This window comes from Achromobacter sp. ISS7 (assembly GCF_056523125.1).
This window is the reverse complement of record NZ_JAWRZD010000001.1, coordinates 786232-807253: the sequence shown is the minus strand read 5'-3', so window position 1 is coordinate 807253 and position 21022 is coordinate 786232. Positions and strand designations below refer to the sequence as shown.

At 68.7% G+C, this 21022-nt stretch carries 19 protein-coding genes; 16 read left to right on the top strand and 3 right to left on the bottom strand.

Annotated elements, in window-relative coordinates; genetic code table 11:
• Positions 1 to 147 precede the first annotated feature (147 nt).
• The 11 genes from AC1HFW_RS03690 (at position 148) to AC1HFW_RS03640 (ending at position 13146) form a co-directional block, all read left to right on the top strand.
• Positions 148 to 885: a FadR/GntR family transcriptional regulator gene (locus tag AC1HFW_RS03690; protein ID WP_006394047.1), complete on the top strand. Its 738-nt coding sequence runs from the start codon at positions 148 to 150 to the stop codon at positions 883 to 885.
• Between the two features lie 98 nt (positions 886 to 983).
• Positions 984 to 2699, top strand: coding sequence for a thiamine pyrophosphate-binding protein (locus tag AC1HFW_RS03685; RefSeq protein WP_479281842.1), 1716 nt, complete (start codon positions 984 to 986; stop codon positions 2697 to 2699).
• A gap of 18 nt (positions 2700 to 2717) precedes the next feature.
• A complete protein-coding gene (locus AC1HFW_RS03680) occupies positions 2718 to 3959 on the top strand; it encodes a Zn-dependent hydrolase (protein ID WP_479281840.1) in 1242 nt (413 codons plus the stop codon).
• A gap of 14 nt (positions 3960 to 3973) precedes the next feature.
• On the top strand, positions 3974 to 5473 hold the full coding sequence (locus AC1HFW_RS03675) for an aldehyde dehydrogenase (RefSeq protein WP_479281838.1): 1500 nt from the start codon (positions 3974 to 3976) through the stop codon (positions 5471 to 5473).
• 191 nt (positions 5474 to 5664) lie between these two features.
• On the top strand, positions 5665 to 7239 hold the full coding sequence (locus AC1HFW_RS03670; RefSeq protein ID WP_006394043.1) for an ABC transporter substrate-binding protein: 1575 nt from the start codon (positions 5665 to 5667) through the stop codon (positions 7237 to 7239).
• A gap of 91 nt (positions 7240 to 7330) precedes the next feature.
• Positions 7331 to 8338, top strand: coding sequence for an ABC transporter permease (locus tag AC1HFW_RS03665; protein WP_061071784.1), 1008 nt, complete (start codon positions 7331 to 7333; stop codon positions 8336 to 8338).
• Positions 8335 to 9174 (top strand): ABC transporter permease, encoded by an 840-nt coding sequence (locus tag AC1HFW_RS03660; RefSeq protein WP_006394041.1) that lies wholly within the window; start codon positions 8335 to 8337, stop codon positions 9172 to 9174. Before AC1HFW_RS03665 ends, AC1HFW_RS03660 begins: the two co-directional genes overlap by 4 nt.
• Positions 9175 to 9183: 9 nt before the next feature.
• The gene (locus tag AC1HFW_RS03655) at positions 9184 to 10818 is read left to right on the top strand and encodes an ABC transporter ATP-binding protein (protein ID WP_479281836.1); all 1635 of its coding nucleotides are present in this window, start codon (positions 9184 to 9186) and stop codon (positions 10816 to 10818) included.
• Positions 10819 to 10845: 27 nt separating this feature from the next.
• Positions 10846 to 11166, top strand: a complete 321-nt coding sequence (locus AC1HFW_RS03650; RefSeq protein ID WP_006387975.1) for a cupin domain-containing protein — start codon at positions 10846 to 10848, stop codon at positions 11164 to 11166.
• 16 nt (positions 11167 to 11182) lie between these two features.
• On the top strand, positions 11183 to 12241 hold the full coding sequence (locus tag AC1HFW_RS03645; protein ID WP_479281834.1) for a histone deacetylase family protein: 1059 nt from the start codon (positions 11183 to 11185) through the stop codon (positions 12239 to 12241).
• Positions 12242 to 12249: 8 nt separating this feature from the next.
• Positions 12250 to 13146 carry a DMT family transporter gene (locus AC1HFW_RS03640; protein WP_198484636.1) on the top strand — a complete coding sequence of 299 codons (897 nt, stop codon included), beginning with the start codon at positions 12250 to 12252 and terminating at the stop codon, positions 13144 to 13146.
• An 8-nt stretch (positions 13147 to 13154) separates the two neighbouring features.
• On the opposite strand, the gene gntR is transcribed toward AC1HFW_RS03640, so the two are convergent.
• Positions 13155 to 14180 carry an HTH-type transcriptional regulator GntR gene (gene gntR / locus AC1HFW_RS03635; protein WP_479281832.1) on the bottom strand — a complete coding sequence of 342 codons (1026 nt, stop codon included), beginning with the start codon at positions 14178 to 14180 and terminating at the stop codon, positions 13155 to 13157.
• 130 nt (positions 14181 to 14310) lie between these two features.
• Here gntR and AC1HFW_RS03630 point away from each other — a divergent pair, with 130 nt between their 5' ends.
• Genes AC1HFW_RS03630 through AC1HFW_RS03615 form a run of 4 tightly spaced genes read left to right on the top strand, consistent with a single transcriptional unit; the run spans position 14311 to position 19074 of the window.
• Entirely contained in the window at positions 14311 to 14853 is a 543-nt protein-coding gene (locus AC1HFW_RS03630) for a TRAP transporter small permease (protein ID WP_479281831.1), read from the top strand.
• Positions 14854 to 14882: 29 nt separating this feature from the next.
• Positions 14883 to 16163: a TRAP transporter large permease gene (locus tag AC1HFW_RS03625; RefSeq protein WP_061071788.1), complete on the top strand. Its 1281-nt coding sequence runs from the start codon at positions 14883 to 14885 to the stop codon at positions 16161 to 16163.
• Between the two features lie 58 nt (positions 16164 to 16221).
• Entirely contained in the window at positions 16222 to 17238 is a 1017-nt protein-coding gene (locus AC1HFW_RS03620; RefSeq protein WP_479281829.1) for a TRAP transporter substrate-binding protein, read from the top strand.
• A gap of 54 nt (positions 17239 to 17292) precedes the next feature.
• A complete protein-coding gene (locus AC1HFW_RS03615; RefSeq protein WP_116520162.1) occupies positions 17293 to 19074 on the top strand; it encodes an IlvD/Edd family dehydratase in 1782 nt (593 codons plus the stop codon).
• 10 nt (positions 19075 to 19084) lie between these two features.
• Here the strand turns inward: AC1HFW_RS03615 and AC1HFW_RS03610 are convergent, their stop codons facing one another.
• Positions 19085 to 20032 carry an alpha/beta hydrolase gene (locus AC1HFW_RS03610; RefSeq protein ID WP_238888549.1) on the bottom strand — a complete coding sequence of 316 codons (948 nt, stop codon included), beginning with the start codon at positions 20030 to 20032 and terminating at the stop codon, positions 19085 to 19087.
• A 158-nt stretch (positions 20033 to 20190) separates the two neighbouring features.
• Complete coding sequence (locus AC1HFW_RS03605) at positions 20191 to 20610, bottom strand: YbaN family protein (protein ID WP_479281826.1); 420 nt, start codon at positions 20608 to 20610, stop codon at positions 20191 to 20193.
• Between the two features lie 168 nt (positions 20611 to 20778).
• On the opposite strand from AC1HFW_RS03605, the gene AC1HFW_RS03600 reads away from it, so the two are divergent.
• Positions 20779 to 20985: a hypothetical protein gene (locus AC1HFW_RS03600; protein ID WP_061071792.1), complete on the top strand. Its 207-nt coding sequence runs from the start codon at positions 20779 to 20781 to the stop codon at positions 20983 to 20985.
• Positions 20986 to 21022: the final 37 nt, after the last annotated feature.

The following is a 21022-nucleotide window of genomic DNA, read 5'->3' as shown; positions in this document are numbered from 1 at the left end:
TTGCCTAACTGGCCTGACCACTGGATAGGAAGAGGGGGAATCCCTCTGATCGTTTTCCCTCGATAAAGCGATTTTTACTTTTATTTCAAGGAGACGCTGCCTATATTGGTGGCCTGACCACCAGACCATGCGTACCGCAATACCACGATGAACACCTTCCAAGCCGTTGCCGTCACCCGCCTCTACCGCATGATCGCCGACCAGATCGCTGGACGGATCCGCGCGGGCGATTTTCCGCGCGGCGGCCGGCTGCCGTCGGAGCGCGAACTGGCCGAACAGTTGCAGGTCAGCCGGGCCTCGATCCGCGAGGCGCTGATCGCGCTGGAAATCGAAGGCTATGTCGAGGTGCGCGTCGGCACCGGGGTATTCGTCACCGCCACCCGTGAAAGCGCCGCCCTCCCCGCCGTGGCCGGCCAGGCCGCGCCGCTGCAGGACGACATCGGCCCCTTCGACCTGCTGGAAGCGCGCATGCTGATCGAACCCGAATGCGCCGCGCTGGCGGCGCAGCAAGGCTCGGCCGCGCAGCTCGCCGCCATCCGCGACGCCCACGAGGCCATGTCGCTGACGGACGCGCCGGGCTGGCATGACCGCGAATTCCACAGCGCCATCGCCGCCGCCTGCGGCAACGCGGCGCTGGCGGCCTCGGTGGCCCACCTGTGGAGCCTGAGCCTGGCCAGCCCGGTGTTCAGCCGCATGCAGGATTACTTCGTCAACACCAAGGTGTGGGCGGTTGCCCACGCCGAGCACCAGCGCATCCTGACCGCCATCCTGGCGCGGGATCCGATCCGCGCGCGCCATGCCATGCATGCGCACCTGATCGGCATCCTGGCCCGCCTGCGGGAAGACTTCGGCGACGACGACGGGAGCATCCGGCCCGATATCTAGGCCCCGCGCGCCAACCCGCTGGCGGCGCGGTCCGCCCCCCCCTGCCACGAACCCCAAACCCGCGCCCGGCGCGGACAGCCCATCCCGGGAGTGTTTGCATGACGGTTGTATCCCCCCTGCCGCGCAACGGCGGCCAGATCCTGATGCAGCAGCTGCGCATCCACGGCACGCGCCGCATCTTCATGATTCCTGGCGAGAGCTACCTGCCCTGCATCGACGCGCTGAACGAGCATCGCGGCGCCATCGAGCCGGTGGTGTGCCGCCAGGAAAGCGGCGCCGCCTACATGGCCGAGGCCCATGGCAAGCTGACGGGCGAACCCGGCGTCTGCTTCGTCACCCGCGGCCCGGGCGCCACCAACGCCAGCATCGGCGTGCACACCGCGTTCCAGGATTCGACGCCGATGATCCTGTTCGTCGGCCAGGTCGGCAACGACTTCTACGAACGCGAAGCCTTCCAGGAGATAGACTACCGCCGCATGTTCGGCCAGATGGCCAAGTGGGTGGCGCAGATCGACCGCACCGACCGCATCCCGGAATTCGTGGCGCGCGCCTACGCCACCGCCACCAGCGGCCGCCCCGGCCCGGTGGTGCTGGCGCTGCCGGAAGACACGCTGTGGGGCACGGCCACGGTGGCCGACATGCCGCGCTACCAGCGCGTCGCCGCCAGCCCCGGCCAGCCCGACCTGGAGCGCATGCGCCAGTTGCTCGACCAGGCCGAGCGGCCCGTCATGGTGCTGGGCGGCAGCGGCTGGAATCCCGAAGCGATCCAGCAGGTCGCCGCCTTCGCGGAACGCTTCGAATTGCCGGTGGCGACCGCCTGGCGTCGGCTCGAATGCTTCGACCAGCGCCATCCCAACGCCGCCGGCCAGATGGGCTGGGGCATGACCGACGCGCTGCGCGCCCGCATCAAGGCGGCCGACCTGATCCTGGCGGTCGGCACGCGCCTGGGCGAAGCCACCACCGAAGGCTATCAGCTGATCGAGAGCCCGCTGCCGCGCCAGGCGCTGGTCCACATCTATCCGGATCCGCAGGAACCGGGCCGCGTCTTCGCCCCGACCCAGGCGATCGCCGCCAGCGTTGCCGGCTTCGCGCAGGCGCTGGCCACGCTGCAACCGGCCCACGCCACGCCGCGCGGCGCGGCGGTGCGCGCGGCCCATGCCGAATACCTGGATTCGCTCAAGCCGCTGCCGTCGCCCGGCCCGCTCGGCCTGGACGCCGTGGCCGCGCTGGTCAACCAGCGCCTGGCGCCGGACGCCTGCATCACGGTGGGCGCGGGCAACTACGCGCTGTATCCGCACCGCTACCGCCAGTTCACCGGCCTGGGCACCAGCCTGGCGCCGACCGTGGGGTCGATGGGCTACGGCCTGCCGGCGGCCGTGTCGGCCAAGCTCGAACACCCCAACCGGACCGTGGTCTGCTACGCCGGCGACGGCTGCTTCCAGATGAACCTGCAGGAACTGGGCGTGGCCCAGCAGTACCGGCTGGGCATCGTGGTGCTGGTGTTCAACAACGGCATGTGGGGCACGATCCGCGCGCACCAGGAACGCGAGTTCCCCGGCCGCCCGATCGCGCTGGATTTCGAGAACCCCGATTTCACCCAGATCGTGCGCGGCTACGGCGGCTATGGCGAGGCCGTCGAACGCACCGAGGACTTCGGCGCGGCATTCGACCGCGCGCTGGCCTACGCAGAACGCGAGCGCCGACCCGCGCTGCTGGAAATCCGCTACGACGCCGACGGCATCGCCCCCGGCCAGACGCTCTCCGCCATCCGCGAGGCCGCCCTGGCGCGCCAGGCCGCGGCCTCCACCCACTAACACCGAACGAGGATCACCATGACTTCATCCCTGTCCGTCAACGGCAACCGGCTCTGGCAATCCCTGATGGATCTGGCCGAGATCGGCGCCACGCCCAAGGGCGGCAACTGCCGCCTGGCCCTGACCGCGCTCGACGGCCAGGGCCGCGACCTGGTCACCGGCTGGATGCGCGACGCCGGCCTGACGATCCGCGTGGACCAGGTGGGCAACATCTTCGCCCGCCGCGCCGGCCGCAACGACGCGCTGGCGCCGGTGATGACCGGCAGCCACATCGACACGCAGCCCACCGGCGGCAAGTTCGACGGCTGCTTCGGCGTGCTGGCCGGCCTGGAAGTGATGCGCACGCTGAACGACGCCGGCGTGCAGACCGAGGCGCCGCTGGAACTGGCCATCTGGACCAACGAGGAAGGCTCGCGCTTCGTGCCGGTGATGATGGGGTCGGGCGTATTCGCCGGCAAGTTCTCGCTGGAGACGGCGCTGAGCGCGCGCGACGCCAAGGGCCTGGCGGTGCGCGATGAGCTGCAGGCGATCGGCTACGCCGGCGCCGAGCCGGTCGGCGGCCGCCCGGTGGATGCCTATTTCGAGGCCCACATCGAGCAGGGTCCGATCCTGGAACACGAAGAGAAAGTGATCGGCGCGGTGACCGGTTCGCTCGGCCTGCGCTGGTACGACGTCACCGTGACCGGCATGGAAATGCACGCCGGCCCCACGCCCATGGGCATCCGCCGCGACGCGCTGTTCGCCGCCAGCTATCTGCTGCAGGCGGTGGTCAACATCGCCAACGCGCACCAGCCGCACGGGCGCGGCACGGTGGGCGAGATCCACGCGCACCCCGGCTCGCGCAACGTGATCCCGGGCCAGGTGCGCTTCACCACCGACCTGCGCCACGAAGACGAAGCCACCCTCATGCGCATGGACCAGGCCTGGCGCGACGCCTGCCGCGAGATCGCCGAGAAGCACGGCGTGCAGGTGGACGTCAAAGACGTGCAGTACTTCCGCCCCACCCCGTTCGATCCGGACCTGATCGAAAAGGTGCGGCAAGGCGCCGCCCGCCGCGGCCTGCCGGTGATGGACATCGTCACCGGCGCCGGCCACGACGCCGTCTACATGGCCGCGGTGGCGCCCACCGCCATGATCTTCGTGCCGTGCAAGGACGGCATCAGCCACAACGAAATCGAGGACGCGCAGCCCGCGCACCTGGAAGCCGGCTGCAACGTGCTGCTGGACGCCATGGTGGCCCGCGCCAACGCCGCGCGCTGAACCAAGGACACGTCATGACCCTGCATACCCTCGAATACTGGCAAGCCCGCGCCGACGCGTTGACGCTGCGCGGCCAGGCCTACATCGACGGCGCCTATGTCGACGCCGCCGACGGCGCGACCTTCGCGGCCACCAGCCCGATCGACGGCCGCAAGCTGGCCGACGTGGCCGCCTGCGGCGCCGCCGACGTCGACCGCGCCGTGGCGGCCGCGCGCCGCGCCTTCGAGGCCGGCGTCTGGTCCGGCCTGGCGCCGCGTGAACGCAAGGCGCGCCTGGTGCGGCTGGCACAGCTCATCACCGAACACAGCGAAGAGCTGGCGCTGATCGAGACGCTGGACATGGGCAAGCCGATCCGCGACGCGCTGGCCTTCGACCTGCCCGAGACCGCGCATTGCTATGCCTGGTACGGCGAGGCCATCGACAAGCGCTACGACGAGATCGCGCCCACCGGCGGCAACGCGCTGGCCACCGTCACGCGCGAGCCGCTCGGCGTGGTGGCGGCCGTGGTGCCGTGGAACTACCCGCTGCTGATGGCGGCGTGGAAAGTCGCGCCGGCGCTGGCAGCCGGCAACAGCGTGATTCTCAAGCCCGCCGAGCAGTCGTCGCTGAGCGCATTGCGGCTGGCGGCGCTGGCCGAGCAGGCCGGCATTCCCGCCGGCGTGTTCAACGTGGTGCCCGGCACCGGCCCGGTCGCGGGCAGCGCGCTGGGCCTGCATCCGGACGTCGACTGCGTGGCCTTCACCGGCTCCACCGCCACCGGCAAGCGCTTCATGAGCTATTCGGGCGAATCGAACCTCAAGCGCGTGTGGCTGGAGTGCGGCGGCAAGTCGCCCCACATCGTCTTCGAGGACTGCCCCGACCTGGACCGCGCCGCGCTGATCGCCGCGCTGGCGATCTTCTCGAACCAGGGCGAAGTCTGCATCGCCGGCTCGCGCCTGTACGTGCACGACGCCATCTACGACACCTTCATGGAGAAAGTGGCCAGGCATGCCGCCGAAATGCAGCCGGGCAACCCGCTGGATCCGGCCACGGCGCTGGGCGCCATGGTCGACGAGCGCCAGACGCGTTCGGTGATGGCGCGCATCGCGGCCGGCCAGGCCGAGGGCGCGACGCTGCGCATCGGCGGACGCCAGCTGCACACGGACAGCGGCGGCTTCTACATCGAGCCCACCATCTTCGATTGCGCGGATGCGTCCAGCGCGCTGATCCGCGAGGAGATCTTCGGCCCGGTGCTGGCGGCGCAGCGCTTCCACACGGAAGACGAAGCCATCGCATTGGCCAACGATTCCTCGTACGGCCTGGGCGCCGGGCTCTGGACCGCCAACCTGGGCCGCGCGCACCGGCTGTCGCGCCGCCTGCGCGCCGGCCTGGTGTGGATCAATTGCTATGCCGACGGCGACATCACCGTGCCGTTCGGCGGCGTCAAGCAATCGGGCTTCGGCCGCGACAAATCGCTGCACGCGCTGGACAAGTACAGCGACCTGAAAACCACCTGGATCGACATCACCCTGTAGCACCGCATGCACCTCGGCGTTCGCCGCATTGGTGCGCGGCGCCTTGCCTGCACCTATACGAAGCATTGTTGTAGCAGCTCCACCCCGCAGTTCCCCGAGAAACAGGTGGCACGAGGTTTGCTTGTCATACGCGGCACACGCCGCGTGACGCGCGGTCACCTGACAACCCTCTTCCAGCCCGGAGGCTCGCAGTGAAATCGAAGACTTGGTTCTCCCTCAGCATCGGCGCCCTGGTCCTGGCGGCGGCCTTGCCCGCCACGCAGGCCCTGGCCCAGACCAAGGGCGGCACGCTCAACATGATCGTCCAGCCCGAGCCGCCCGTGATCGTCACGGCCATCAACCAGCAGGGCCCGACCCAGTTCGTCGCCGGCAAGATCTATGAAAGCCTGCTGACCTACACCACCGACCTCAAGCCGCAGCCGGGCCTGGCCAAGTCGTGGGAAGCGGCGGCCGACGGCCTGACCTACACCTTTCACCTGCAGGACAACGTCAAGTGGCACGACGGCAAGCCGTTCACCGCCGACGACGTGGTCTTCACGCTGTCGGACATGCTGCCCAAGACCCATGCGCGGGCCCGCGTCATCCTGAACAAGTTCGTCGATTCGGTGCAGGCGCCCGACCCGAAGACCGTGGTCATCAAGCTGAAGTCGCCGTTCCCGGCCTTCATGCTGATGTTCGAGCCGGGCTTCGCGCCGATCATGCCCAAGCATATCTATGCCGGCACCGACTACATGGCCAACCCGGCCAACCAGAAGCCGATCGGCACCGGCCCGTTCATGTTCAAGGAATGGAAGCGCGGCGAATACATCAAGCTGGTGCGTAATCCCGACTACTGGAAACCGGGCAAGCCCTACCTGGATGAGCTGGTGTTCAACGTGATCCCGGACGCGGCCTCGCGCGCGGTGGCGTTCGAGCGCGGCAGCGTCGACGTGCTGCGCGGCGGCGACGTCGACAACGTCGACATCAAGCGCCTGCGCGCCCTGCCCAAGGTCGAATACACCACCGCCGGCTGGGAGATGTTCTCGCCCCAGGCCTACCTGATCTTCAACATGCGCAAGCCGCCCTTCGACAACCTGAAGGTGCGCCAGGCGGTGATGGCCGCGATCAACCGCAACATGGTGGTCAACAACATCTTCTTCGGCCTGGGCAAGGTCTCGACCAGCCCGTTCGTGACCACCGAGATGTTCTATGACAAGAACATGCCGCCGATGCCGTTCGACATGAAGAAGGCGCGCGAGCTGATCAAGGAATCGGGCATCAAGCCCGGCGACTACACCATCCGCCAGTTGAGCTTCCCCTACGGCTCGACCTGGGACCGCCTGGGCGAATACACCAAGCAGGCGCTCGAACAGCTGGGCTTCAAGGTCAACCTGGAATCGACCGATGCCGGCGGCTGGGCCAGCCGCACCGGCAACTGGGACTTCGACCTGACCACCAACTTCACCTACCAGTACGGCGATCCGGCGCTGGGCGTGCAGCGCCTGTACATCTCGTCCAACATCGTCAAAGGGTCGCCGTTCGCCAACGTGCAGGGCTACAGCAACCCCGAGACCGACAAGCAGTGGGAAGCCGCCGCGTCCGAAGTCGATCCGGCCAAGCGCCAGGCGCTCTACACGCAGCTGCAGACCACGCTGGTCAATGAAGTCGCCAACGGCTTCCTGGTGGACATGGAGTTCCCCACGCTGTATCGCGCCAACGTCAAGAACCTCGTCAAGACGGCCATCGGCCTGAACGAGTCGTTCGACGACGTCTACATCGAGAAGTAAACGCCGCAAGCCGCGGGCGGCGCCATCCGGCCCGCCCGCGGCGCCCGGCCGCGCGACGGACGTCCGCGCCCGTCCACGGAGGACCCACAGCATGAAATTCCTGTCTTTCCTGGTTTCGCGCATCGGCAAGGCCCTGGTGGTCGTGCTGGGCGTGGTCATCATCAATTTCTTCCTGATCCGCCTGGCGCCCGGCGACCCCGCCGCCGTGCTGGCGGGGCAGGCCGGCGCGGGCGATGCCGCCTACGTCGAGCAACTGCGCGTCGCGTTCGGGCTGGACAAGCCGGTGCTGACGCAGCTGTTCCTGTACCTGAAGGGCGTGGTCCAGCTGGACCTGGGCTTTTCCTACCGCAACCACGTGCCGGTGCTGGACCTGATCGTCGAGCGCCTGCCCGCCACCTTCCTGCTGATGTCCTGCGCCTTCGTCTTCTCGATCGTGCTGGGCGTGCTGCTGGGCGTGGTCGCGGCCAAGGCGCGCTACCGCAACAAGCGCCGCTGGATCGACAGCTCGGTCATGACCGGCGCCCTGCTGCTGTACGCCACGCCGCTGTTCTGGCTGTCGCTGATGGGCATCCTGCTGTTCTCGGTGGTGCTGGGCTGGCTGCCGGCGTTCGGCATGGAGACCGTGGGCGCCGGCCTGACCGGGTGGGCCCGCGCGGGCGACATCGCCCAGCACCTGATCCTGCCGACGGTGACGCTGGGCTGCTTCTTCATGGCGGTGTACGTGCGCCTGACGCGCGCCTCGATGCTGGAAGTGATCGGCATGGACTTCGTCAAGACGGCGCGCGCCAAGGGCGTCAGCCCCAGCCGCGTGATCCGCGCCCACGTGCTGCGCAACGCGCTCTTGCCGGTGATCACCTTCGCCGGCATCCAGCTGGGCCAGATGGCCGGCGGCGCGGTGCTGACCGAAACCGTGTTCGCCTGGCCGGGCATCGGCCGGCTGATGTTCGATGCGCTGCTGCAGCGCGACTACCAGCTGCTGCTGGGCATTTTCCTGGTGACCTCGATCATGGTGGTGGTGTTCAACCTGTTGACCGACGTGCTGTACCGCCTGATCGATCCGCGCATCGGCGCGGGCGCGCAACAAGGAGCCTCGGCATGAAGCAATTCGCCCGACGCTATATGCGCAACTACGGCGCGGTGGCCGGACTGGCCATCGTGCTGGCCGTGGTCATCGTGGCGCTGGCCGCGCCGCTGCTGTACCAGGATTCGCCCTGGATGATGGTGGCCGATCCGCTGATCCCGCCGTTCACCGACGCCGCCTACCCGTTCGGCACCGACATGCTGGGCCGCGACATCACCGCCGGCCTGGTGTGGGGCGCGCGCGTCTCGCTGATGGTGGGCCTGTTGTCGACCGCGGTGGCGCTGGTTTTCGGCATCGTGGTCGGCGCCATCGCCGGCTACTGCGGCGGCCGGGTCGACGACCTGCTGATGCGCTTCACCGAGTTCTTCCAGACCATTCCGCAGCTGGCGATGGCGGTGGTGCTGGTGGCCATCCTGAGCCCCTCGATGTATTCGATCATGGGCGCGATCGCGGTGGTGTCGTGGCCGCCCGCGGCGCGCCTGGTGCGCTCCGAGTTCATGACGCTCAAGCAGCGCGAATTCGTGCAGGCGGCCATCGTCATCGGCCAGACGCCGGCGCGCATCGTCGGCACGCAGATCCTGCCGAACGCCATGTCGCCCATCATCGTCTCGGCCTCGTTCATGGTGGCCACCGCCATCCTGACCGAATCGTCGCTGTCCTTCCTGGGGCTGGGCGATCGCAACGAGATGAGCTGGGGCTTCATGATCGGCGCCGCCCGCACCATGATCCGCGAAGCCTGGTGGATGAGCGTGTGGCCGGGCGTGGCCATCCTGCTGACCGTGCTGGCCATCAACCTGATCGGCGAAGGCCTGAACGACGCCCTCAACCCGCAACTGCGCAAGCGCGGCGAATAGGAGACCGGCATGAACGCTTCCCCGCCCCTGCTGTCCATCCAGAACCTCAGCATCGCCCTGCCCCGCGGCGGCGACCGCCCGTTCGCTGTGCAGGACGTCTCGTACGACATCCACGCCGGCGAGATCCTCTGCATCGTCGGCGAATCCGGCTCGGGCAAGTCCATGAGCGCCAACGCCATCATGGGCCTGCTGCCCGACTACCTGACGCCGCAACAGGGCCGCATCCTGTTCCGCGGCGCCGACCTGCTGCGCCAGGACGAAGCCGCGCTGCAAGGCATGCGCGGCAAGGACATGGCGATGATCTTCCAGGAGCCGCTGTCGGCGCTGAACCCGCTGATGACGGTGGGCGAACAGATCAACGAGGTCATGCGGGTCCACAACGCCTACCCCGGCCCGGAACGCATGCGCCGCACGCTGGAACTGCTGGCCTTCGTCGGCCTGCCCGATCCGGCCACGCTCTACCACGTCTACCCGTTCCGACTTTCCGGCGGCCAGCGCCAGCGCGTCATGATCGCGATGGCATTGGCGCTGGAACCGGCGCTGCTGATCGCCGACGAGCCGACCACCGCGCTCGACGTCACCACCCAGGCCCAGATCCTGGCGCTGATCGCCCGCATCCAGAAGGAAAAGGGCATGGGCGTGATGTTCGTCACCCATGACTTCGGCGTGGTCGCCGAGATCGCGCACCGGGTGGCGGTGATGGAAAAAGGCGTGCTGGTCGAACAGGGCCCGGCCGAGGAAGTGCTGAACCGTCCGCGCCATCCCTATACCCAGCGCCTGATCGCGGCGGTGCCGCATCGCCGCGGCGAGGAGCGCGCCGCCGCCGAGCAGGAACGGCCGGTGCTGGAAGTGAAGGACCTGAAGAAGACCTACTTCATCGGTCACGGCTGGCTGGGCGGCAAGCGCGAGGTGCACGCGGTCGACGGCGTCAGCTTCAGCGTGCGCCGCGGCGAGACGCTGGGCATCGTCGGCGAGTCCGGCTCGGGCAAGTCGACCATCGGCAAGTGCCTGCTCAAGCTGGTCGGCATCAACGGCGGCCAGCTGATCTTCAATGGCCAGGACATCGCCGCCATGCCGGAATCGCGCTTCCGGCCGCTGCGCAAGGACATCCAGATGATCTTCCAGGATCCCTTCGCCTCGCTCAACCCGCGCCATACCGTGGGCCGCATCATCAGCGACGGCCCGGTCGCCAACGGCGTGCCGCGCGCGCAGGCCGAAGCCCGGGTGCGCGAGCTGCTGTCGCTGGTGGGACTGGACCCGTCCGCCTTCGACCGCTACCCCAACCAGTTCTCGGGCGGCCAGCGCCAGCGCATCGGCATCGCCCGCGCCCTGGCGCTGGAACCCAAGGTGCTGGTGGCCGACGAATCGGTGTCGGCGCTGGACGTATCGGTGCAGGCCCAGGTGCTGCAGCTGCTGCACGACCTGCAGCAGCGCCTGAAGATCGCGCTGGTGTTCATCACCCACGACCTGCGCGTGGCCGCGCAGATCTGCAATTCGGTGCTGGTCATGCACCGGGGCAAAGTGGTGGAATACGGATCACCCAGCCAGATTTTCGACAACCCGCAGCACGCCTACACGCAACAACTCATCGCCGCCGTGCCCGGCCAGCACTGGGATCCGACCCAGGCGCAGGCCGCGGCCTGAAGCGGCCATCACCACCAGGAGACTTGCATGCAACGCCCCCCCGCCGTGCCCACCGTCCAGATCGACAACGACCAGGTCACCGTCACCGAATGGCGCTTTCCGCCCGGCGGGGAAACCGGCTGGCACCGCCACGGCATGAACTACGTGGTGGTGCCGCAGACCACCGGCCCGCTGCTGCTGGACACCCCCAACGGCCAGGTCACCAGCCAGCTCACCACCGGCGTGTCCTACTACCGCCCGGTGGGCGTGGAGCACAACGTCATCAACCCGGGCGACACCGAGTTCGTGTTCGTCGAGATCGAGATCAAGCAGCCGGGGCAGGCCCCGGACTCCGGCTGTTCGCACTGACGCGCAAAGGAACACCATGAAGGCGTTTTTCTCGGAAGAACAACTGCTGCACACGCCCCAGCAGTTCATGCGGCTGGGACGCATCAGCGCCCCGACCGACCTGCCCTCGCGCGCCCACAGCCTGCAAGCCGCGCTGGCCGCCCGCGGCATCGCGGTCCAGGCGCCGCCCGACTACGGCCGCCAGCCGCTGGATGCCATCCACAGCGCGGACTACCTGGACTACCTGGAAACCGCGTTCACCCGCTGGCAGGCGCTCAAGGCCCCGGGCGTCGACCCCGGCCCCGAAGTGCTGCCGAACCTGTCGCCCTACTACAGCGGCCGCGTCGAATCGGCCGGGCGCGGCCCCTGCCCGTCGCCGTCGATCGTGGCGCAGACCGGTTACTACCTGAGCGACCTGTCCTGCCCCATCGGCCCGCATACCTGGCGCTCGGCGCTGCGCTCGACCCATAGCGCGGTGGCCGCGGCCGAACACGTGGCCGCCACCGGCGGCTCGGCCTATGCGCTGTGCCGGCCGTCGGGTCACCACGCCCACCGCGACCGCGCCGGCGGCTTCTGCTACCTGAACAGCAGCGCGGCCGCCGCCGCCCGGCTGTTGCAGACCTGGTCCAAGGTGGCGGTGCTGGACGTCGACGCGCACCATGGCGACGGCACCCAGAACATCTTCTACCAGCGCGCCGACGTCATGACGGTGTCGCTGCACGCCGACCCCACCGGCTACTACCCGTTCTACACCGGCTATGCGCACGAGCGCGGCCATGGCGCCGGCGAAGGCTGCAACCTGAATCTGCCGCTGCCGCACGGCGCCGGCAACGACCCGTTCCTGCGGGCGCTGGACTCGGCGCTGGCGGCGCTGGCCGGCTATGGCCCGCAGGCGCTGGTGCTGGCGCTGGGCTTCGACACCTACAAGGACGATCCCATCAGCGTGCTGAAGCTGGACATCGACGCCTACCGCGACATCGGCGCGCGCGTGGCCAGCCTGGGCGTGCCCACGGTGGTGGTGCAGGAAGGCGGCTACATGGTGCAGGCCATCGGCCCGGCGCTGGACGCTTTCCTGCAAGGCCTGGCCCGCGCCTGAGCCACGCCATGGCCACCTCCTCCGCCACGGCGCCCGGCGCCATCCCGGCCGCCGGTTCGCGCCAGGCCGGCATCCTGCTGTTCTTCGCGGCGCTGGTGGCCTTCGCCACGTTCGACGCCGGCTCCAAGCAGATGCTGATGCGCTACCCGGCGCCGTTCCTGAACATCATGCGCTATCTCGCCGTGGCGACGCTGGCGCTGGGACTGCTGTGGCGCCACGGCTGGCCGGACCTGCGCGGCGCGCCGCAAAAACCCCTGCTGATCCTGCGCGGCCTGATGCTGGCCACCGTCGGCACCTGCTTCATGACGGCGCTGATCTGGATGCCGCTGTCCGAGGCCACGGCCATCTACTTCACCTCGCCCCTCATCATGGTCGCACTGTCGCCCTGGCTGCTGGGCGAACGGGTGCGGCCGGTGCAATGGGCGGCGGTGGCGGCCGGCTTTGCCGGCATGCTGCTGATCGTGCGGCCGGGCGCCGACCTGCCGGCGCTGGGCACGCTGCTGATGGCGGTCTCGGCGGTCAGCTACGCCATTTTCCAGGTGCTGACCCGCAAGCTGTCGGGCAAGGTGGCCGGTCCGGTGCAATACGCCTACACCGCCTTCATCTGCCTGATCGTCACGGCCCTGCCCGCGCCTTTCTTCCTGCCGGATCCCTGGCCGGATCTGACGGACATGGCCTTGATCGTGGGCCTGGGCGCCTGCAGCGGGCTGGCGCAGATCCTGCTGATCGCCGCCTTCCAGCGCGTCTCGGCGGCCACGCTGGCGCCGCTGAACTACTTCCAGCTGCTGCTGGCGGTGGCTTTCAGCACCTTCTGGTTCCAGCGCCCGCCCGACGGGCTGGCGCTGACCGGCATCGCCATGATCATGGCGTCCGGCGTGTTCCTGGCGCTGCGCCGCGCCGGCTGACGCCGGGATCAGGTGGTTTCGCGCCGCACCAGCGTGAAGCCCAGGTCGACGTGGCGCTGCGCGATGGGCTGGCCGGCCAGGTGGCGCATCAGCAATTGCGCCGCCTCCCGGCCGATCTCGTAGCGCGGCGTGGCGATGGTGGACAGCGGCGGCGTGGTCCAGGCGGTGCCGGCGAAATCATGGAATCCCACCAGCGCCACCTGGCCGGGAACGCTCACGCCCAGGCGGCCGCACTGGAACACCGCCCCTTGCGCCAGGTCGTCATTGCAGAAGAACACGGCGTCGCAGTCCGGATGCCGCGCCAGCAGCGTTTCCAGCAACGTCGCGCCCAATGCGATCGAGGACTTCTCGGGCGTCATGATTTCCAGCGCGGGATCGTACAGGCCGGCATCGCGCAGCGACTGCCGGCCCCCTTCGCAGCGGCGCAGCGACCGCGGATCGAGCTGCGCGCCGACGATGCCGATGCGCCGATGGCCGCGCTCCACCAGATGGCGGCCGGCGGCATAGCCGGACTCGAACTGCGAGAAACCGACGCTCATGCCCTCGCCGCCCGCCAGCGTCTCGATCGTGTGCACCGTGGGCATGGCTTGCGCCCGCAGCAGTTCCCAGACGCCGGGATTGTGGTCGATGCCGGTCAGGATGAGGCCATCCGGCAGGTGCTGCAGGTACTTGCGCAGCAACGCCTCCTCGGCATCGGGCGAATACCCGGTGACGCCGATCAGCAGGTGGTAGCCCTGCTCGTCCAGCACGTCCTTGATGCCGGTGATGATGTCCACGAACACCACATTGCTCAGCGACGGGATCAGCACCACGATGGTCTGCGAACGCGTCGACGCCAGCGCGCTGGCGGCGTGGTTGGGCACGTAGCCCAGTTCCCGGCAGACCTCGGCGATGCGCTGGCGCACCGCTTCGACGACCTTGTCGGGCGTGCGCAGGGCGCGCGACACCGTGATCGCGCTGACCCCGGCGCGGTCGGCGACCTCTTGCATGGTCACCCGTCCGGCGCGGGTGCTGCGGGGCTTGCGGATGGACATCGAACTGACTGGGCGGTTGGCGAGCACGTAGTCTGACGTAAAGATCAGGGCTTGCCAAACTAAAAATGTTAGCGCTAACATCCACCTCGCGATATCCATAAGAATTCCGGAAAACGGAGAGGAGACAAGCATGCAAGGATCCCCCAAGGGGCGGCCTGGCGTCGCCGCGTGGGCGCGCGCGGCCGACTGGTGCGCCCGGTTGCAGACCTGGCTGATGGCCGCCTGCCTGGTGGTCATGGTGGTGTTGCTGTTCGGCAATGTCGCCATGCGCTACCTGTTCAATTCCGGCATCAACGTCTCCGACGAGATCTCGCGGCTGGCCTTCGTCTGGCTGATCTTCCTGGGCTCGATGCTGGCGCTGCGCGACCACCAGCACATTGGCGTGACGATGCTGGTGGAACGCTTCGGCCCCGCCGCCCGCCGCGTCACGCACATCGTCTGCCAGCTGCTGGTGCTGTGGATGCTGTGGCTCATGGCCGATGGCAGCTGGGCGCAGACCCTGATCGGACTCGACACCCGCCTGCCGGTGACCGGGATGCCGCTGGCGGTCTTCAACGCCGCCGCGCTCTATGCGGCCATCGCCATGGGCCTGCTGACCCTGGTCGACCTGATCCGCGTCCTGGCGGGCGGCCCGGTGCCCGCCGAATCCAGCCCCGAAGACCCGCTGGTCTGACCCTTCCGCCCCTCGCCCGGACCCGCCCCATGATCCTGACCGTCTTCCTGCTGGTGCTGCTGGGCTTCATCGCCCTGGGCATGCCGATCGCGTTCGCGCTGCTATTGAGCGCGATCGCCATGATGTTCCAACTCGATTTCTTCGACACCCAGATCCTGGCGCAGAACATGCTGTCGGGCGCCAACAGCTTCACGCTGATGGCGGTGCCGCTGTTCATGCTGGCCGGCGAATTGATGAACGCTGGCGGCATCTCGCGCCGCATCGTCAACCTGGCCAGCATGTTCGTCGGCCACATCCGCGGCGGGCTGGGCTATGTCGCCATCTTCGCCAGCGTGCTGCTGGCGGCCCTGTCCGGCTCGGCCGTGGCCGACGCGGCCGCACTCGGCTCGCTGCTGATCCCGATGCTGCGCGAAAAGGGCTACGACGCCGGCCAGGCCTCGGGCCTGATCGCCGCGGGCGGCATCATCGCGCCGATCATCCCGCCGTCGATCTCGTTCATCATCTTCGGCGTCGCCACCAACGTCTCCATCACCAAGCTATTCTTCGCCGGCATCGCCCCCGGCCTGATGATGGGCCTGACGCTGGTGGCGGTGTGGACCTGGGTGGCGCGCAAGCATGGCGCCATCAAGGCGGCGCCGCGCCAGCCCTGGAGCGCCCGCCTGCGGGCGCTGCGCGAATCGGCCTGGGCGCTGCTGCTGCCCGTCATCATCATCGGCGGCCTGCGCGGCGGCATCTTCACCCCCACCGAAGCCGCGGTGGTGGCCGCCGTCTACGCGCTGCTGATCAGCCTGTTCGTCTACCGCGAGATCGGCCTGCGCCATCTGCTGCCGCTGTTCATCAACGCCGCCCGCACCACCGCCGTGGTCATGTTCCTGGTGGCCGCCGCCATGGTCTCGTCCTACATGATCACCCTGGCCGACATGCCGCAGGACCTGATCGCGCTGCTGGAACCGGTGCTGGACCAACCCAAGCTGCTGATGTTCGCGCTGCTGGTGCTGCTGACGCTGGTGGGCACGGTCATGGACCTGACGCCCACCATCCTGATCCTGGCGCCGGTGCTCATGCCGGTCGTCACCCAGGCCGGCATCGATCCCGTCTACTTCGGCGTCATGTTCGTCATGGTCGGCTGCGTCGGCCTGCTGACACCACCGGTCGGCACGGTGCTCAACGTGGTCTGCGGCGTCGCCCGCATCAACATGGAAACGATCTGCAAGGGCGTGTGGCGCTACGTCGTGGCCTACACGCTGCTGCTGGTACTGCTGGTGATCTTCCCCGAACTGATCACCGTCCCCGCGAGCTGGATGCACTGAGGCCCGTAAACAGATGCGCCGATCCGGCGCCACCTAGAAGAAGCCAAGGAGGAACACCATGACCATCCGTTTCAAGACCCGCCTCGTCGTGCTGGCCACGGCGCTGTCCTGCGCCTTCGCCGGAGTCGCCGCGGCCGCCGACGTCAAGCCGCGCCTGATCCGCTTCGGCTACGGCCTGAACGACGACAGCGTGCAGGGCCGCGCCGCGCGCCACCTGGCGCAGGAACTGGAAAAGATCAGCGGCGGCAAGCTCAAGATGAAGACCTTCGGCTCGGCCAACCTCGGTTCCGACGAGCAGATGCAGGGCGCGCTGGTCGGCGGCGCGCAGGAAATGATGGTCGGTTCGACCGCGCCGCTGGCCGGCATGGTCAAGGAGTTCGGCGTGTTCGACCTGCCGTTCCTGTTCAACAGCGAGAAAGAGGCCGACGCGGTGCTCGACGGCCAGCTCGGCCAGGACCTGCTCAAGAAGCTGGAGGCCAAGGGCCTGGTGGGCCTGGTCTACTGGGAAAACGGCTTTCGCAACATGACCAACTCCAAGCGCCCCATCGTGCGCGCCGAGGACATGCAGGGCATCAAGCTGCGCGTGATGCAGAACCAGATCGCGCTGGGCGTGTTCAACACCCTGGGCGCGAACGCCGTGCCGATGCCGTTCTCGGAACTTTTCACGGCGCTGGAAACCCGCACGGTCGACGGCCAGGAAAACCCCATCACCACGATCCAGAGCAGCAAGTTCTACGAGGTGCAGCCCTACCTGACGATCACCCGCCACGTCTACACCCCATGGGTGGTGCTGGCGTCCAAGAAATGGTGGGACAAGCTCTCGCCGGATGAACAGCAACTGGTGCGCCAGGCCGCCGAGGCCTCGCGCGACTTCGAGCGCAAGGACAGCCGCGCCGACTCGCTCAAGGCGATGGGCACGCTGGAACAGGCCGGCATGAAGATCAACACCGTGTCGCCCGAAGAGGTCGCCCGCATGCGCGAAAAGGTGCAGCCGGTGGTCGACAAGTACACCCAGGAGCTGGGTCCCGATCTGATCCGACAACTGAACGCCGAAATCGGCAAGGCACGCAATTAGGTCCACGGCGCGCCCGCCGGCGCGCCACGCATCATCGAAGCACAAGAGGCACCCATGACCGACACTCCCCGCAAGCTGCGCAGCCAGAAATGGTTCGACGATCCCGCCCACGCCGACATGACGGCGATCTACGTCGAGCGCTATCTCAACTACGGCCTGACGCGGCAGGAGCTGCAATCGGGCCGCCCCATCATCGGCATCGCCCAGACCGGCAGCGACCTGGCGCCCTGCAACCGCCACCACCTGGCGCTGGCCGAGCGCGTCAAGGCCGGCATCCGCGACGCCGGCGGCATCCCGATGGAATTCCCCGTGCATCCGCTGGCCGAGCAAGGCCGCCGCCCGACCGCAGCGCTGGACCGCAACCTGGCCTACCTGGGCCTGGTCGAGATCCTGCACGGCTATCCGCTGGACGGCGTGGTGCTGACCACCGGCTGTGACAAGACCACGCCCGCCTGCCTGATGGCGGCGGCCACCGTCGACATCCCCGCCATCGTGCTGTCGGGCGGCCCGATGCTGGACGGCTGGCACGATGGCCAGCGGGTCGGTTCCGGCACGGTCATCTGGCATGCCCGCAACCTCATGGCCGCGGGCAAGCTCGACTACGAAGGCTTCATGACGCTGGCCACGGCGTCATCGCCCTCGGTCGGCCACTGCAACACCATGGGCACGGCGCTGTCGATGAACTCGCTGGCCGAGGCGCTGGGCATGTCGCTGCCGACCTGCGCCAGCATCCCGGCGCCCTACCGCGAGCGCGCACAGATGGCCTACGCCACCGGCCAGCGCATCTGCGACATGGTGCGCGAAGACCTGCGCCCGTCGCATATCCTGACGCGCCAGGCGTTCGAGAACGCCATCGTCGTCGCCTCGGCGCTGGGCGCGTCCAGCAACTGCCCGCCGCACCTGATCGCCATGGCGCGCCACGCCGGCATCGACCTGAGCCTGGATGACTGGCAGCGGCTGGGCGAGGACGTGCCGCTGCTGGTGAACTGCGTGCCCGCCGGCGAGCACCTGGGCGAAGGCTTCCACCGCGCCGGCGGCGTCCCCGCCGTGATGCACGAACTGCTGGTCGCCGGCCGCCTGCACGCCGACTGCGCCACCGTGTCCGGCAAGACCATCGGCGACATCGCGGCCGCCGCCAAGACCCGCGACGCCGACGTCATCCGCGGCTGCGACGCGCCGCTCAAGCACCGCGCCGGCTTCATCGTGCTGTCGGGCAACTTCTTCGACAGCGCGGTCATCAAGATGTCGGTGGTGGGCGAAGCATTCCGCCGCGCCTATCTGTCGGCGCCCGGCGACGAGAACGCCTTCGAGGCGCGCGCCATCGTGTTCGAAGGCCCGGAGGACTACCATGCGCGCATCGACGATCCCGCGCTGAACATCGACGAGCACTGCATCCTGGTCATCCGCGGCGCCGGCACCGTCGGCTATCCGGGCAGCGCCGAGGTCGTCAACATGGCGCCGCCGGCGCACCTGATCAAGCGCGGCATCGACTCGCTGCCCTGCCTGGGCGACGGCCGCCAGAGCGGCACGTCGGCCAGCCCGTCGATCCTGAACATGTCGCCCGAGGCCGCGGTGGGCGGCGGCCTGGCGCTGCTGCGCACCGGCGACCGCATCCGCGTCGACCTGAACCAGCGCAGCGTGGTCGCGCTGGTGGACGAGGCCGAGATGGAACGGCGCCGGCAGGACCCGCCCTACCAGCCGCCAGCGGCGCAGACGCCGTGGCAGGAGCTCTACCGGCAACTGGTGGGCCAGCTGTCCACCGGCGGCTGCCTGGAGCCCGCGACGCTGTACCTGAAGGTGGTCGAGACCCGCGGCGACCCGCGCCACTCGCACTGACGGCGGGGCGTCAGGCCTTGAAGAACCGGTTGAACGCGGCCCATTGCGTGAACAGGCCGGGCCACGCATGCACCAGCGAGTCCGGCTTGCCCATGCCCCAGCCATGCTTGCCGGCCGCGAAGATATGCATCTCGGCCGGCACGCCCAGGCGCCGCAGGGCGCCGAACATCAGCAGGCTGTTGTCCACCGGCGCGATCGGATCGTCCTGCGCCTGCGCCAGGAAGGTCGGCGGCATCTGCGCCGTCGCCAGATGGTCGACCGAGAACGCCGCGCTCTCCTCGGCGGAGGGGTGCTCGCCGACGATCGAACGGCGGGCATGGGTGTGGTCGAACGGCGGCATGAAGGTCAGCACCGGATAGATCAGCCCGGCGAAGTCCGGCCGCGACGACAGCTTGTCGGCCTCATCGACCGGCTGGTAGCGCGCCACGCCCGGGGTGGCGGCGGTCATGCCCGCCAGATGCCCGCCCGCGGAAAACCCCAGCACGCCGATGTGCCCGGTATCCAGGCCGAACGCCTGCGCCGATGCGCGGATCACGCGCATGGCGCGCTGGCCGTCCTGCAGCGGCGCCACCGCGGGCCAATGCTCGCCCGGCAGGCGGTACACCAGTTCAAAAGCGGTCACGCCCTGCGACTGCAGCCACAGGCTGGCGGGCGTGCTCTCGGTGCCGCGCTCGATGTGGGCATAGCCGCCGCCGGCGATCACCAGCATCGCGCTGCCGTTGGGACGCTCCGGCCGGTACACCACCAGGCGCGGCCGCGACACCCGCGTGACCGAGCCCTTGGCGCTGACCTTCTCGGCCTCTTGCGGACCCGGACCGCCGGGCGCGCGATTGTCCGGCCACAGGTCGATGCTCTGCTGGCCGCTGGGCGCCGCGATGGCCATCGCCGGCTCGGTCATCATGCCCAGCGCGGCGCTCGAGAGGCCGGCGAACAGGAGTTCTCGTCGTTTGATATGCATGGTTGTTCCTCGCGGGCCCACAGCGCCGGGCGGGCGACACACCCGCCGGCCCAGCCGCGCTGCAGGCCATTTAAGCAGAGAAAGACGACCGCCAAGGCAAGCAGCAAAGTCACGCTGGTTTCGACGCGTTACGCGCGCCGCGGCCTTTCGATCAGGCTTCAGGCGCCTGCCGCCGGACCGTCCCGATCAGGCCGGGTTTTCGTTTCGGAATCAAGCGGTTGCGGGCTGGGACGCGTCAGTACATAAGCGGCGCTTGCAAGGAAAAACAGCCCCACGCCAGATGCAAGCAAAAGCGACGGCTTCGCGCCCCACCAGAACAGGCCATAGCCCACCGCCATGCCCAGCGACGCATAGCACTTGCCCTTGCGCGACACCGCGCCCTGCTCGCGCCATGCGCGCAGCGACGGCCCGTAGGTCGGACTGTCCAGCAGCCAGCGCTCCAGCCGCGGCGACGAACGCGAAAAGCAGCCCACCGCCAGGATCAGGAAAATCGTCGTCGGCATCACCGGCAGGAAGGCGCCGATCACGCCCAGCGCCAGCATCAGGCAACCCAGGATCAGCCATAGTGCTCTCATCATGATGGGGTGCAGGATAACGCAGTTGCATGGGCGCGCCGTGAATCGGGACAGCCCGCCGGGGAAAGCGCGAGAACATCATGCCCCGATCACAAAGGCGCCTGGAACATTTGCCGCCGCCTTCGGTCACATCCCCTCGCGCCACGACCGGCCTTGCCCCAGGAGACACCCTTGACCCAAGAAACGCCCCGCGCCAAGGCGCCACGGCCCGACAATGCGCTCGTCGCCACGCCCGCCGCCCCGGACATGACGCCGCTGGCCCACATGAAGAAAGCCCTGGCCCAATTGCAGGCCGGCCGCCAGACGCCGGAACGGGTCCAGGCCGCCGGCCTGCTGGCCAGCGCCATCGCCTGGATCAATATCCTGACCTGCAGCTAGGCGGGCGCCCCTGCCCCTTGCACGCGACGGGTTCGCC